The sequence below is a fragment of the Methylorubrum subtropicum genome (genome assembly GCF_038442325.1).
Classification (GTDB): Bacteria; Pseudomonadota; Alphaproteobacteria; order Rhizobiales; family Beijerinckiaceae; genus Methylobacterium; species Methylobacterium subtropicum.
The window spans coordinates 90,301-103,080 of sequence record NZ_JBBXMW010000014.1 but is presented as its reverse complement, the minus strand read 5'-3'; the positions used below and the strand labels follow the sequence as shown (position 1 = coordinate 103,080).

The 12,780-nt window shown below is 68.7% G+C and carries 18 protein-coding genes and 1 tRNA gene; 3 read left to right on the top strand and 16 right to left on the bottom strand.

All coding sequences use genetic code 11. The features are described 5' to 3' along the window. Positions 1 to 118 precede the first annotated feature (118 nt). On the top strand, positions 119 to 298 hold the full coding sequence (locus tag AAHG03_RS18985) for a hypothetical protein (RefSeq protein ID WP_342152416.1): 180 nt from the start codon (positions 119 to 121) through the stop codon (positions 296 to 298). Between the two features lie 33 nt (positions 299 to 331). On the opposite strand, the gene AAHG03_RS18980 is transcribed toward AAHG03_RS18985, so the two are convergent. The 3 genes from AAHG03_RS18980 to AAHG03_RS18970 all read right to left on the bottom strand — a co-directional run bounded on the left by AAHG03_RS18980 (position 332) and on the right by AAHG03_RS18970 (position 4,809). Further along, the gene (locus AAHG03_RS18980; protein WP_342152414.1) at positions 332 to 1,444 is read right to left on the bottom strand and encodes a sensor histidine kinase; all 1,113 of its coding nucleotides are present in this window, start codon (positions 1,442 to 1,444) and stop codon (positions 332 to 334) included. 295 nt (positions 1,445 to 1,739) lie between these two features. Next, the gene (locus tag AAHG03_RS18975; RefSeq protein ID WP_342152412.1) at positions 1,740 to 3,371 is read right to left on the bottom strand and encodes an ABC1 kinase family protein; all 1,632 of its coding nucleotides are present in this window, start codon (positions 3,369 to 3,371) and stop codon (positions 1,740 to 1,742) included. A 124-nt stretch (positions 3,372 to 3,495) separates the two neighbouring features. Next, positions 3,496 to 4,809, bottom strand: a complete 1,314-nt coding sequence (locus AAHG03_RS18970; protein ID WP_342152411.1) for a replication-associated recombination protein A — start codon at positions 4,807 to 4,809, stop codon at positions 3,496 to 3,498. Between the two features lie 142 nt (positions 4,810 to 4,951). On the opposite strand from AAHG03_RS18970, the gene AAHG03_RS18965 reads away from it, so the two are divergent. Together AAHG03_RS18965 and AAHG03_RS18960 are read left to right on the top strand one after the other, a co-directional pair. Further along, positions 4,952 to 5,041 (top strand) — tRNA-Ser (locus AAHG03_RS18965). Positions 5,042 to 5,151: 110 nt separating this feature from the next. Then, on the top strand, positions 5,152 to 6,465 hold the full coding sequence (locus AAHG03_RS18960; RefSeq protein WP_342152409.1) for a tyrosine-type recombinase/integrase: 1,314 nt from the start codon (positions 5,152 to 5,154) through the stop codon (positions 6,463 to 6,465). Here the strand turns inward: AAHG03_RS18960 and AAHG03_RS18955 are convergent. Genes AAHG03_RS18955 through AAHG03_RS18895 form a run of 13 tightly spaced genes read right to left on the bottom strand, consistent with a single transcriptional unit; the run spans position 6,429 to position 12,777 of the window. Continuing rightward, entirely contained in the window at positions 6,429 to 6,638 is a 210-nt protein-coding gene (locus AAHG03_RS18955; RefSeq protein WP_342152408.1) for a hypothetical protein, read from the bottom strand. The genes AAHG03_RS18960 and AAHG03_RS18955 overlap by 37 nt on opposite strands. Before the next feature lie 13 nt (positions 6,639 to 6,651). Beyond that, positions 6,652 to 7,017, bottom strand: a complete 366-nt coding sequence (locus tag AAHG03_RS18950) for a hypothetical protein (RefSeq protein ID WP_342152407.1) — start codon at positions 7,015 to 7,017, stop codon at positions 6,652 to 6,654. After that, positions 7,014 to 7,427, bottom strand: a complete 414-nt coding sequence (locus AAHG03_RS18945) for a hypothetical protein (protein ID WP_342152405.1) — start codon at positions 7,425 to 7,427, stop codon at positions 7,014 to 7,016. Before AAHG03_RS18945 ends, AAHG03_RS18950 begins: the two co-directional genes overlap by 4 nt. After that, the gene (locus AAHG03_RS18940) at positions 7,408 to 7,851 is read right to left on the bottom strand and encodes a hypothetical protein (protein ID WP_342152404.1); all 444 of its coding nucleotides are present in this window, start codon (positions 7,849 to 7,851) and stop codon (positions 7,408 to 7,410) included. Before AAHG03_RS18940 ends, AAHG03_RS18945 begins: the two co-directional genes overlap by 20 nt. Beyond that, a complete protein-coding gene (locus AAHG03_RS18935) occupies positions 7,844 to 8,389 on the bottom strand; it encodes a phosphohydrolase (RefSeq protein ID WP_342152403.1) in 546 nt (181 codons plus the stop codon). Before AAHG03_RS18935 ends, AAHG03_RS18940 begins: the two co-directional genes overlap by 8 nt. Beyond that, positions 8,386 to 9,228, bottom strand: a complete 843-nt coding sequence (locus tag AAHG03_RS18930; RefSeq protein ID WP_342152401.1) for a hypothetical protein — start codon at positions 9,226 to 9,228, stop codon at positions 8,386 to 8,388. Before AAHG03_RS18930 ends, AAHG03_RS18935 begins: the two co-directional genes overlap by 4 nt. Next, entirely contained in the window at positions 9,225 to 9,485 is a 261-nt protein-coding gene (locus tag AAHG03_RS18925) for a hypothetical protein (protein WP_342152400.1), read from the bottom strand. The genes AAHG03_RS18930 and AAHG03_RS18925 overlap by 4 nt, the downstream gene beginning before the upstream one ends. Continuing rightward, the gene (locus tag AAHG03_RS18920) at positions 9,472 to 9,702 is read right to left on the bottom strand and encodes a hypothetical protein (protein WP_342152399.1); all 231 of its coding nucleotides are present in this window, start codon (positions 9,700 to 9,702) and stop codon (positions 9,472 to 9,474) included. Before AAHG03_RS18920 ends, AAHG03_RS18925 begins: the two co-directional genes overlap by 14 nt. Before the next feature lies 1 nt (position 9,703). Beyond that, on the bottom strand, positions 9,704 to 11,005 hold the full coding sequence (locus tag AAHG03_RS18915; RefSeq protein ID WP_342152397.1) for a hypothetical protein: 1,302 nt from the start codon (positions 11,003 to 11,005) through the stop codon (positions 9,704 to 9,706). Beyond that, on the bottom strand, positions 11,002 to 11,232 hold the full coding sequence (locus AAHG03_RS18910) for a DUF3310 domain-containing protein (protein WP_342152396.1): 231 nt from the start codon (positions 11,230 to 11,232) through the stop codon (positions 11,002 to 11,004). Before AAHG03_RS18910 ends, AAHG03_RS18915 begins: the two co-directional genes overlap by 4 nt. Next, positions 11,232 to 11,948: an FAD-dependent thymidylate synthase gene (gene thyX / locus AAHG03_RS18905; protein ID WP_342152395.1), complete on the bottom strand. Its 717-nt coding sequence runs from the start codon at positions 11,946 to 11,948 to the stop codon at positions 11,232 to 11,234. Before thyX ends, AAHG03_RS18910 begins: the two co-directional genes overlap by 1 nt. Beyond that, a complete protein-coding gene (locus tag AAHG03_RS18900; protein ID WP_342152394.1) occupies positions 11,945 to 12,325 on the bottom strand; it encodes a hypothetical protein in 381 nt (126 codons plus the stop codon). The genes thyX and AAHG03_RS18900 overlap by 4 nt, the downstream gene beginning before the upstream one ends. Beyond that, complete coding sequence (locus AAHG03_RS18895) at positions 12,322 to 12,777, bottom strand: hypothetical protein (RefSeq protein WP_342152393.1); 456 nt, start codon at positions 12,775 to 12,777, stop codon at positions 12,322 to 12,324. The genes AAHG03_RS18900 and AAHG03_RS18895 overlap by 4 nt, the downstream gene beginning before the upstream one ends. Positions 12,778 to 12,780 lie beyond the last annotated feature (3 nt).

Here is a 12,780-nt window from a genome sequence, read left to right as displayed (position 1 = left end):
CCGGTCTCAGGGCCTTTCGCGGAAGCCCCCCGTGCCGTCGCCGCCTCCCGTGGGCGGCCGCGGTGCGGCGGCCGTGCCGCGGACGAGCCATCGAGCCTTGGTGTTGAAAGGAGCGCCGATGACCAGGGAACAACTCGCGACCGAACTGAAGCGCATGGCCTCCTCGCAGGTCAGCGACATCGAGCGCGCGGTCAAGGCGGGCCACAAGACCATCGCCTTGAACGAACTGGCCGACCTCGACCGGCAGCTCAAGGCGCTCGCCACCGCCCTCAAGGCGAAGCCCGCGGTCCGGGCGTAAACTGCCACACCCGGGAGACCGCCTCCCGGGACCTCACCCCTCGGCGGCGACCGCGGCCAGCGGCGCCACCAGGGCCATGACGACGCCGCCGCGCGGATAGCGCAGGCGGGCGTTGCCGCCGAAGCTGTGGACGAGGCTGCGCTCGATCAGGCGGGAGCCGAAGCCGCTGCGGGTCGGCGGGCGCACCGGCGGGCCGCCGTGCTCGGCCCAGCGGAACCACAGCCACTCGTTCCCGGCCTCCCCGGCGATCCGCCAGCCGATGCCGACCCGGCCGTCCTCGTTCGAGAGGGCGCCGTACTTGGCGGCGTTGGTGCCGAGTTCGTGCAGCATCAGCGCGATCGTCAGCGCCGCCCGCGGGCCGACCATGATCTCAGGGCCGGTGACTTGGAACCGCTCCGGCGTCGCGTCGCCGTGCAGGCGCACCGCGCCGTCGATGAGGCCGCGCAGCGAGGCGCTGGCCCAGGCCCCCTGCATCAGCACGTCGTGCGCCTGGGCGAGCGCCAGCATGCGCGCGCCGAGCGCCTCCGCCGCCGCGGGCAGGGAGGGGGCGTTGCGCATCGTCTGGGTGGCGATGGCCTGGACGATGGCGAGGGTGTTCTTGAGCCGGTGCTCCATCTCCATCAGCAGCACGGCCTGCCGCGCCTCGGTCTGGCGCTGCTCCGAGACGTCGCGGGCGAGCGCGAGGAAGCGGGGGGAGGGGCCCGCCACCGGCGTCACCGTCACGTCCCACGCGATCGCCTCGGTCGCGGCGCGGAAGCGCGCCGCCGTGCCGCCGCGGGCCGTCACCAGCGCGGCCTCGGCCGCCGCCCGCCCCTCCGGCCCGTCCCACCCTTCGCTCCAGACGGCGCCGCGCTGCATGCCCGCGCGCGGGTTGGCGACCAGCACGAGGCCGGCGCTATCGAGCAGGGCGACGCCGTCCGGGCTCGCGGCGAAGGGGAGGAGGATGGCCGCGTCGGCCGACGCGTCGAAGCCCTGCGGCGGCATCAGAGCGGCGCCGACGACGCAGCCGGGCCAGTCGGCGGCAGGGGTCTGCGCCTCGGGGGCGACGGCGCGCGGCGCCCCCTCGCCGAGGCGCGGAAACACGGCGTCGCCGCGGACGCGCTCGATCTCGGCGGGCGCGACACCGCCATCCAGGCCGGTTCGCATGGGTGTCCCCCTGGCGCACGGCCTCGACCCGGCCTCGGGTCGAGTCGACGCATCACCCGAGCCGGAGAGGCTTCGTGGTCTGATGCCGGGGCTTCAACGGGTGGCGGACTCGAAAACAGTCCGCTTCTTGAACCCGCCGCGCCACCATGCGGGCCGCGACTCGGTACGAGCCCAAAGGTAACAGATTCCGCTGTCCCGACAAGGCGGATACGAAGTCCAATGAAGTTTTCGCGACCGGCGAAATCTTGAGCCGGGCACGAACGTCTCGACCCGGATCGGCACAGGTTCCGAGGCCTCAACGGTCGCGGCTGAGCACCATCAGCCAGCCGACGCCGAGCATCGCCACGGTGAGCCCGATGATGACGAAGACCGGGGTGCCGAGGTCGATCAGGCGCGGCGCGAGTTGGGTGGCGAAGGCCGCCACCACGAGGCCGACGGCGACCCGCGCGGCGCCGCGCTCGATGCCGCGCACGAGCTTGTCCATGCCCTTCAGTTCGATCTCGACGGTGACGCGGCCCTGCTTGAGCCGCACCAGCATCAGATGGATCAGCGTCGGGAGTTCCGAGGCCGCGCCGAACAGGCCGGTGCCGAGCGACTCGGCCTTGCGAATCAGGCCGCGCAGGTTGAACTGCTGGCGCATGGAGGCCCGGACCGTGGGCCCGGCGGCGGAGAACAGATCGAAGTTCGGATCGAGCTGGCGCATCACCCCATCGGCGGTGACGAGCCCCTTGAACAGGATCGCGAGATCGGTCGGCATCGCGAGGTCGTTCTCGCGGGCCATGGTCATGAAGTCGGTCAGCACCAGCCCGAGATTGAGCGGGATCGAGGAATGGGTCTGGACGAAGTTCTGGGCCGATTGCTCCAGCTTCGTCAGGTCCGGGTTCGAGGTGCCGGTCCAGTCGAGCAGGGTCGCCATCAGGCCGTCGACGTCCTGCTTGAGCATGGCGCCGATGAGCACGAGCAGTTGCTGGCGCCGCTTCTGCGACAGCCGCCCGACGATGCCGAAATCGATGAAGCCGATGCGGTCGCCCGGCAGCACCAGCAGGTTGCCCGGATGCGGATCAGCGTGGAACACGCCCTCGATCAGGGCCATGCGCAGGAAGGCGTCGCAGCCCTTCTGCGCCAGCGCCTTCTTGTCGGCGCTCAGCGCCTTGAGCGCCGCCGCGTCGTTGGGCGAGACGCCGTGGATGAACTCCTGCACCAGCACCCGCTCAGAGCACCATTCCCAGTGAATCTTCGGGATGACGATGTCGTCGCGGCCGGAGAAGATCTCGGCGATCATCTCGCAGTTGCGGGCCTCGTTGAGCAGGTCCAGCTCGCCGTTGAGGCCGTTGGCGAGGTGGCGCATCTGCTCCTGCGGCTGGTAGCGGGCCATCTCGGGCCACTCCGCTTCGACGATGCGGGCGCCGTGCGCCATCAGCCGAAGGTCCGCCTCGATGACCTTGCGCAGGCCCGGCCGCAGCACCTTGACCACGACCTCCTCGCCCGAATGCAGGCGGGCGCGGTAGACTTGGGCGATGGAGGCCGAGGCGATCGGCTCGACGTCGAACTCGGCGAAGACCTGCTCGGGCGGCGCGCCGAGATCGGCCTCCAACTGCGGCCCGATCAGCGCCCACGGCACCGGCTTCACCTGGCTGTGCAGCTTCTCCAGCTCGTCGGTCCAGACCGGCGAGAGCAGGTCGGGCCGGCTCGCCAGGATCTGGCCGAACTTGATGAAGGTCGGCCCGAGCGTCTCGATGGCCCGGCGCAGGCGCTCGGGCTGGGACAGGCGGGTGACGTCGACCCGCGGGGTGCGGCGCGGGATCAGCGGGATGTTGTGCAGGCCCAGCCGGTCCACGACCTTGGTCAGGCCGAAGCCGATCAGGACCGAGGCGATCTCGGAGAGGCGCTGGCGATCGCGCGCGGCGACGAAGGCGGTCTTGAGCATTCGGTCTCTGGAACGTGCCGCGCTGGGGGAGACCCGGCGCCGGGCCGCCGGAGCGGCCCTCGCCGGGGCGCCTGCACAGGCCATGCCCATGGGGCTTTTTTGGGATGCGGCGGAAGCGCGATGCCTATTCCTCGCCGCGCCGCTCCCGGCGCAGCCGCTCCCACCACGCGAGGCGCTCACCGTAGCGGGTCTCCATGCCGCGGTCGGTCGGCTCGTAGAAGTGCTGCCGTCCGAGGCCTTCCGGCCAGTAATCCTGGCCGGAGAAGGCGTCGGGCTCGTCGTGGTCGTAGCGGTAGCCCTCGCCGTAGCCGATCCTGCGCATCAGCCCGGTCGGGGCGTTGAGGATGGTGCGCGGCGGCGGCAGCGAGCCGTTGGCCTTGGCCACCCGCGTCGCGGCCTTGTAGGCGTTGTAGACCGCGTTCGATTTGGGCGCGCAGGCGAGGTAGATCGTGACCTGCGCCAGCGCCAACTCGCCTTCCGGCGAGCCGAGGAAGTCGAAGGCGTCCTTGGCGGCGTTCGCCACGACCAGCGCCTGCGGGTCGGCGAGGCCGATATCCTCCACCGCCATCCGGACGAGGCGGCGGGCGATGAACAGGCGATCCTCGCCCGCATCCAGCATCCGGCAGAGATAGTAGAGCGCGGCGTCGGGATCGGAGCCGCGCACGGTCTTATGCAGGGCCGAGATGAGGTTGTAGTGGCCCTCCTGCGCCTTGTCGTAGATCGGGGCGCGGCGCTGCACGAGGGTCTGGAGCGTCTCGGCATCGAGCGTCTCGCCGGGCCGCGCCGAGCGCCAGACTTCTTCGGCGAGCGTCAAGGCGGCGCGACCGTCGCCGTCGGCCATGCGGACCAGCGCGGCGCGGGCCTCCTCGTCGAGGGGAAGACGGCGGTTCTCCATCTGCTCGGCCCGCGCCAGCAGGCGGGCGAGCGCCGCCGGATCGAGGGCGCGGAACAGCAGCACGCGGGCGCGGGAGAGGAGCGCCGCGTTCAGCTCGAAGGACGGGTTCTCGGTGGTGGCTCCGACGAGCGTGACGGTGCCGTCCTCCATCACGGGGAGGAAGGCATCGAGCTGGGCGCGGTTGAAGCGGTGGATCTCATCGACGAAGAGCAGCGTGCCCCGTCCCGTCGCCCGCCGCCGCCGGGCCGCCTCGAACACCTTCCGGAGTTCGGCGATGCCGGAGAAGATCGCCGAGATCTGCTCGAAATCGAGATCGGTCTCGTGGGCGAGAAGCCGCGCCACGGTTGTCTTGCCGGTGCCGGGCGGCCCCCAGAACACCAACGAGCCCAGCGACTTGCCCGCGAGAAGCCTTGTCAGCGCACCGTCCGGGCCGGTCAGGTGCTCCTGGCCAACCACTTCGGCGAGGCGGCGCGGGCGCAGCCGGTCGGCGAGCGGACGCGGCGCACCCGCCTCGAGACCGGCGGAGACGAACAGATCGGACATAGGCTGGCATCAACACCGCCGCCCGCGCCGCGGCAAGGCCTGCACGCCACGGGGGCAACGATACGCCCCGACAATCGCGAAGGCGACTTGTGGAGCGTCGACCCGCATGCTAGGGCGCTTCCCGTCGTCACGACACCTCTGCGGAGAGGTGGCAGAGCGGTTGAATGCACCGCACTCGAAATGCGGCATGCCTGCAAGGGCATCGGGGGTTCGAATCCCCCCCTCTCCGCCACTTGCCATACCCCTAACTCCTTGTCACTTAACGATTTTCGCCCAAGCCCTTGCGCCTGGCTCTCGTTTGTGTGCTACATCGCGTCATACAGACCGTAACACACGGACCCGATGTCTGGCGACTACCTTTTGAAGCGAGATGGCGTGTGGCACTTCAGCCGCCGCGTGCCGTTCAACGTCGCCGACCTCGACCGGCGCGGCATCGTTCGCCAGTCCACACGCATCCGCGTCGTGGAAGACCCGCGCGGCGCGAAGGCCCGCCGGATCGCCGACCAGATCAACGCCGACCTTGAAGCCTTCTGGCTCGGCCTGCTGAACGGCAGGGCGGAAGAGGCACAAAAGGTCTATGACGCCGCCCGCAAGCGCGCCCGCGGCTTCGGTTTCGACTACATGACCGCCGATGCCGTCGCGGCGCGGCCTGTTTCCGAAATTCTGGCGCGCCTCCAGACCATAAAGGGGCAGCCGCAAGAGCGTGAGGAGTTGGCGGCGTCCGCCTTGGGCGGCGGCGTGCCGGTCCCGCGGCTTATGCTGTCGGGCCTGTTCAATGAGTTCGAGCGGCTGAGCGCCAGCGACATCCGCGATCTCTCGCCAGATCAAGTTCGCAAATGGCGCAACCCAAAGGTCCGAGCCGTCGCCAACCTGATCGACGTGATTGGCGATCAGCCCATATCGTCCATCACGCGGCCCCAGGCGCTGGATTTCCGGGAATGGTGGCAGGCTCGGGTCGCCGACGAAGACCTCGACCCGGACACGGCCAACAAGGACTTCGGCCACCTGAACACGATGTTCAAGACGGTGGAGCGGGCGCTGAGGATCGGGCTGGGGCCGGTGTTCTCCGAGATGCGGATACGCGGCGCCAACAACGGCCAGCGCGTCGCATTCGCGCCCGCCTTCGTTCAGGACAGGTTTCTTGCCGATGGCGCGCTTGATGGGCTGAACGACGATGCCCGGTGCGTGCTCTACCTGATCGTAGAGACCGGCCTGCGGCTGTCGGAAGCCTGCAATCTCACCGAGGAAACGATCCGGCTGAGCGGCCCGGCGCCGCACGTCGTCGTCAAGCCGGATGGTCGCCGGATGAAGACGGACCAGTCGGCGCGCGAAATCCCGTTGGTGGGCGTGTCGCTCATGGCGGCGCAAGCGAGCCCGGCTGGCTTCCCGCGGTATCGAGACAAGGCCGCCTCGCTGTCGGCGATCGTCAACAAGGTGTTGCGCGGGCGCGGCCTGCTGCCCGAAGCGGGCCAGACCCTCTACTCGCTGCGGCACACATTCGAGGACCGCCTGACCAAAGTCGAAGCACCCGAGAAAGTGACGGCGGCGCTGATGGGCCATAAGTTTCACCGTCCGCGATACGGCCTCGGCCCCAGCCTAGAGCAGAAGCGGGAGTGGCTTCAGCGGATCGCTTTCAAGCCACCTTCGAAGGTGTGAGCCTCTAGAATGCGCCGCGCCCGGTCGCGCGGCGTCTCTTTCTGCGCGGCGGCCAGTTCGCGCTCCAGCCTGTCGAGGATCGGCGCGTAGACCTCGCCGTATCGCTCGACCAGATAGGCCGCATAGATCAAACCCTCACGGATCTCGGCGGCGCTCGGGTTCGGGAGCGCCACGCCCCCCTTCTCCCTAGGCATCGTCCGATCCCTCCCCCTGGCCGTGATCGGTGAGGGCGGCGGCGTACTTTTCAGAGCGATGGTGCGCCCCGGTACGGCAGGCTGCGTAGGACGCGCAGACGCGGTTGTGGTCGCCGTCCTTCCGGTGGACGCAGTAGAAGAAGCCGATGGCGTGCAGGTTGTTGAACCGAATGCTGTCGGCGTAGCCGAGCCCGACGCCCTGCGGGTCGCTTGTTCGAAACAGGCACTCACCGCAACCTTTCAGCCAAGGGCGCCCGTCCGGCGCCGGGTTGACGATGTCGTTTTCGATGTCGGGCAGCGGCGGATAGAACTCGTCGCGCAGCGGCTCGCCGTCGCGGGTCATGGGTTTCTCGCTCATCGGCCATTCTCCTGTTCCGCGAGAGCGAGGCGGCCGGCTTCGGTGAGCCGATACGGCAGGGTCTTGCCCTTGTAGTGAGCCATCGATTTCGGCAGCCACGTCTCGACGAGGCCAAGGGCGGCGAGCTTTTCCATGCTGGCGCGGCGCCACCAGTAGACAGCGCCCCGGTTCGCGGTCTCGTGCCGGCCGAGTTCGGCCAAGGCATCGGCAAGGCGCGGATGCAGGCCTGTCTCCCGCATCTCCCGCGCCCCGTCCTCGCGGTCCTTGGACCGGAGGGCGGCGATGACGAGGCGCCATTTGCCGGGAGTGAGATACAGATCGGCGGTGTGATGCTCGGGACAATCGCGGAGCGTAAGCTGCCGCTCGATCTCGTCGGCGAGAGCAATACGGTCAGGCATCCCGTCCTCCATCGGTCTCGGTGCGGGCGATGAGGGCTTGGAGCAGCGCGGCGCACAGGGCGAGTTCGGGCGTCGCGGCCTTGCCTTGGTGGCCCTTCAGCAGGTCCATGCTGGCGTCGGGCCAGACCCAGGCCGTGCCGTCGCTGAAGACGGCCCACGTCGAGCCGGGCAGTATCCGGCCGATTGCTTCAACGGTGGCATCAATGCTGCCCGTGAAGCGAGACGCATAATAGCGAGCTTCCCTGACGGCGTTTTCGTGGGGGGCGCCCATCGATCCTTGCGCCTGACGATAGGCGGCATCCCATCTCGGGCCGCCAAAAGTCTCAAAAAGATCGGCGTCGAGCGGGCGCACAAATTCATTCAGCGTGGCCTTGTCCGGCCCCTTCGCCGCGCGCACCCGCTCCAACAGCCCCTTCAGGGTCTCGACATCAGCCACGGGCCCAATCCTCCCCAACGCTGTCGAGTGCCGCCCGCAGGATCGCCGCCGACGCCTCGTAGCGCTCGCGCAGAGAGCCGGCGCCAGCAAGTTCGCGAGACGGATCGAGGTTGTCCTCGTTGTCGGCGAGCTTGACGATGATGGGGACGAGATCGCCGCTGTCGGCGATGGCCTGGATCCACGCGAGGTATGGCGGGCCCTCGGGGCGACTGAGCGCGAGCACGGCGCGGACGGCGGCGCCGAAGCCCGCGGCGCGCAGATCGTCCGCCGTCGTGTCGGTGTCCTCGATCGTGTCGTGGAGCCAGCCGACCTGAGCACACAGGGCCGCGACCTCATCGCCGAACCCCAGCCGCTCGGCGTGCGCCCGCGCTCGTGCCGCGACCTGGCCGAGATGCCCAGTGTAGGGTGCGCCGCCCTTGTCGGTCTGACCGGCGTGTGCGCGGCGGGCGAAGGCTTCGGCGGCATTGATGCGCTGGGAGAGGAGCCAAAAGGTCTCCGCATCCATGGCCTTGCCTGCGCTAGAGGGTGAGGTCGTCATCGCGTCTGCCCCTCCTGTGCGGCGGCTTCGACGGGGAGGGACGCCCCCTCCCGTGCGCCAGGGTCCGGCTGGTCGGTAGTGCGGGGGAGGGCTTCAGCCTTGTATTCGGCCAAGCGCGCGGCGCCGGACTTCGCCATTTCCGCCCACTCGTCGCTGTCGCAGTCGCAGGCCAGCGTCGCGGCCATGGCAAGGCAGACGTCGACCGATGCCATGCCGCCGTGCTCCCATTCCTCGCCAGCCGCCTTGTCGGCGAAGGCGAGGCCGATCGTCAGGGCATGGCCCCAACGCCATTTGCTGTCGTTGTCGGCGCTGGCCGAGAACGCGAGTGCCTGGACACCTCCGGCGAGGCTCGCGCCGCGCAAACCTTCGGGCAGATGAGACAGGGCCGCATCGCGTTCTGCCCGCAGCGCCTCCACCTCGGCGGAGAGGCAGGCGCGCTCGACGGCAGCGGCACGAAGCGCATCGAGTAGCGCCGCCGGATCGTCGGCCGCGGTGACGTCGAGCGTGATGCCAGCGCGCTCGGCAAGGCGGCGCTCGCCCTCGCGGCCGGCGATGGCCTCGTTGCAGGCGAAGACGACGCGCTCCTCCAAGGTCTGAAGTTCAGGCCGCAGGGCGTCGGTGCGAAACCGCGACTCGTACTTCTGAAGGACCGCCTCCATCCGCTCGGCGGTGTCGGCCTGGGCGAGGAGGGCGGAGAGCAGGGGGCCAGCCAGCTGCGCGTCGGCCGTCCGCTCCCACATGCCCTGAACGGGCCAGTCGTCGTACTCGTCGCGGCCGTACCAGCCGTTGAAGCCGAGGCGGGCCATTTCCTCGCGCAGCTTCTCGCGATCAACGGTCACGACGGCCTCCTACCGTTGTTGATGCACTCGGTGAGATATTCGGCGGCGGCCTGGGCGGCCCGGCGGAAGCCCGGCACGGTATCGGTCTCGCCCATCCGGCGCGTCAGGCGGCTCATGTTGTCGAGCGCCTGCTTGGCCGTCATGCCGGGCGGGCGCCGGATGCCGCAGGCGGCTTCCGCGATCCGACACGCCAGCTCATCGGCGTCGATCTCGGCCACGAAGGCGGGGCGGGCCCGCTCGCGATCAGCGGTCGGCATGCTGGCCTCCAAGCTGCTCGTCTTGAAAGATCGCGCCGGCCTCGGTCAGGCCGTAGAGCGTGCCGCCCCATGCAGGGCCCGGAAGCCACTCGACGAAGCCGGCCTCGACCAGTTCCTTCGCCACTGCGGGCGGCAAGGCGATGCCGTAGGTCGAGGGCTTATAGAGCCGCAGGTAGGCTTCGGCGTCGGGCGTGAGGTAGACGGTTGCGGTCGCCATCCTACTGCCCTCCCTCGGGCGCATCGTGCGCGGTGGCGGTGGAGGACGGCGGGGCAGGGAGCATAGAGTGCCAGGCCGTGGGGCCGCGCTCGCCGTCCTCGAAGCCGTTAAGGCCGTTGGTGCTGTCGAGGAACACCCACGGATGCCGCTTCGTGGCGACGCCAGCGCCATCCGCCTGCGGAGCGAGGCCCCAGTACGCCGCAGACGGCTCGACCCACCCTTCGCGCCAGAGTAGGATGACGGTCCCGTCCCGCGGCGCCGCCTCCATGTCGAAGGACCAGCCTCCGTCCGCGGTCTGTGCCCCCGCTGGGGCGGATAGGGTCTCGAACCGGCCGTCGCGGAATTCGTCGGGGAAGCGGCACCACAGTTTGCCGTCGTCAAGACTGCGGTAGACAATGAGCTTCATGTTATCGCGGAAAGGACGATAATAACCCTCGGCGCTCCACCGAGCGCAGCCGCTATACTGCGTCTCGGCCTCGCCCAACACCTCGTATTCCGTGCCGCGCACCTTATGCCGGACGATCTCGCGCTCCCCGCCCGCCGCGGGCTCGGGGGTGGCGGGTGCGGCGGCAGCCGCGCGACACTCGGAAAGAGCGTACTTCTTTGCACAGGGCACAGGCGGGTTGTCGCTCGGATGGCAGGTGCAAGAGCGCTCGTCGCCGATCTTGCGCGTGTCGATGTGCGGGTCACTGCTGTAGCTCTCGTAAGACGCGCGTGAGCAGTCGATCCAGCCTTCGCCCTCGCCGATCTCGCGGAACTGGTAGCGGACGCCATCAGGGCTTCGGAGCGCCGCCTGCGCTGCAAGCTGAGCCTCGGCAACCTCCGCTCGCTTGCGCCACTCGCGCACGCGCTCGTCCTCCACCACCCCACCGCCGCCCGGAGGGGCAGAGACCTCGGGTCCATCGGGGGACGGGGTGGGGGTGAGGAGGGTGCGGACGAACCTGAGCGCCGTGTCGTAGGCGTGATTTTCTTGAACAATCGCCTCGCCAAGATGCCAATACTCGCCCGCTTCTCGACGACGATGCATATCGGCCTTTGCGGCATCGAAGGCCTCAACCGCCCGCCGCACGCTCTCCGGTACGGCCGGGGGCGCGAGGGCGGCGCGAAGGTCGGCCTCGGCTTGCCGGATCGCTGCGAGCGCCTTGCGATCCTGGCCTGATAGCAGGGCGTCGAGCACGGTGTGCCCGGCATCGGAAATCGTGTCGTCCGGGTCGTTGCCTTCAGCGCGGCACCAGAGGCGCGCCACCATCACGACCGCATCGGATGCGGAGGCCGCAGCCCCCTGGAGCGTGGGGGCGGTCATCGGGCGGACTCCTGGGTAGCGGCGGCGCGGCGGCGTTCGATCTCGCGGTTGAGATACCAGCGGGCTTTTTCCAGATCCTCGACCGGATCGTCAGTTTTGATCCCGGCGCGCCAGATGTATTTCATGGCGTTGCCGAGGTTGAAGCCCATGTGCTCGCACACGGTGATGGCTTCCACGCCAGACGGATGCGACGTGTAGTGCTTCGGGTTGTTGACGGCGTCCGACATCAGTTCGCCTCCCATGCCGCGAGGGCGACCGGCGCGACTTGCCGGGCGAGGTCGCGCATCGCCGCGGCGTAGACCCTGATTTCGTGCTGAGCGTGCGCGTCGGCGCGCAAGTCGAGGAACCCGAGCAGGTTCCGCAGATCCACCTTCGCGAACATATGGCTGTAGGTGCTGACGGGCAGGACCGAGCGGGCCAATTCGCGGGGCCAGCCGGCGTCCAGCAGCTTGCGGTATTCGGCGAACGACGCCTCGCAGGCCGCGCGATACTGCTCGACCTCGCCGCGCCGCTGCTCGACAAGGCCGGGATCGCCCGCCTGCCGGCCCTGCTTGTTCGACGTGGACTGTTCGCCCACCACGGCCGGGTCCGGCACGTAGAACACCGCAGGCAGTTCGCGGTAGCGGCCGGACAGCTCGTTGTAGCTCCAAGTCCGATGCCGGTGCCACTGCCGAAACACGAAGATCGGCGCGTAGACCTCGAACTGGAAAACGACCGACTCGAATGGCGTCGTGTGCCGGTTCTTCCAGAGGTAGTGGATCAGGCGGTGGTCCGAGCCCTGATCCTCGCCGGCCCGCCATGCCGCGTCGTAGCTGACGCGGGCGGCCCGGACGATAGAGAGGTCGGAACCCATGCTCTCGACCAGCCGGACATAGCCGTGGTCGAGGACGTCGATGCGTTCGGAGACCTCGCCGGCCTCCATGCTCATGCTGGAGGTCGTCATCGGGCGGTCTCCGTATTTGAGGACAGCCCACCCCCACGAGGATGATCGGCTGTCGGGGCATCGGGGGTGGGGGTGACGGGCAGGCGCTTGATGGAGAAGCGCAGCGTCGTGATGTCGTAGCCACGAGCCTCAAGCTCCTGCCGGAGCGTATTGCCGTCGTGGACGATCAGTTCTTCAAAGGCCCGCATCAGCACGCGGGTGTCGCACTTCCCGTTGCGATCCGGCCACGAGTAGATCACGTCGGGATTGTTGTAGGGCTCGTCACGGCCGTAGCGGGCGAGCAACTGCCCCGGCTTCGCCCGGACGACGTGCCACCGCTTCCGCACGGGGCGCACCGCGCCCGTTCCTGCCTGGGTGGTCATGGCGTGGGGCGTCATAGCCAGACTCCCGTGTCATCAGGCGTCTCGCTCGTGATCGGTGGGTTGAAGCCAGCCGTTATCCACTCAGGAATGCCAAGCGGATACATCTTGCGAAGATCACCTACAGACCAGCCGAGCACTCCCGCCGATGGGGCAGAAGCCATGTCGAGACCAGCGCGGATACAGCACGTTACTTGATTGTGAAACCGATTTCCAAACGGCTCCTCATCGCCGTTTGCCTTGGTTCTATAATGATCATGCTCCGACAGCAGGCTATCAACCGCATCGCAGACATAGGAGGGGCTGTTGTCCCAATCGACGATGTCGGGGACATCGCTTTCTAAGCACCACAGGACATGGCGCACTTTCTTTGCGATCTTGAGACGCCGAGCTGGCGTGATACCATCGAATGTGCGCAGCGCCATCCTACGGGCGAAATCGTACCAGCGGCGATACTGAAGAGGCGTCATCGT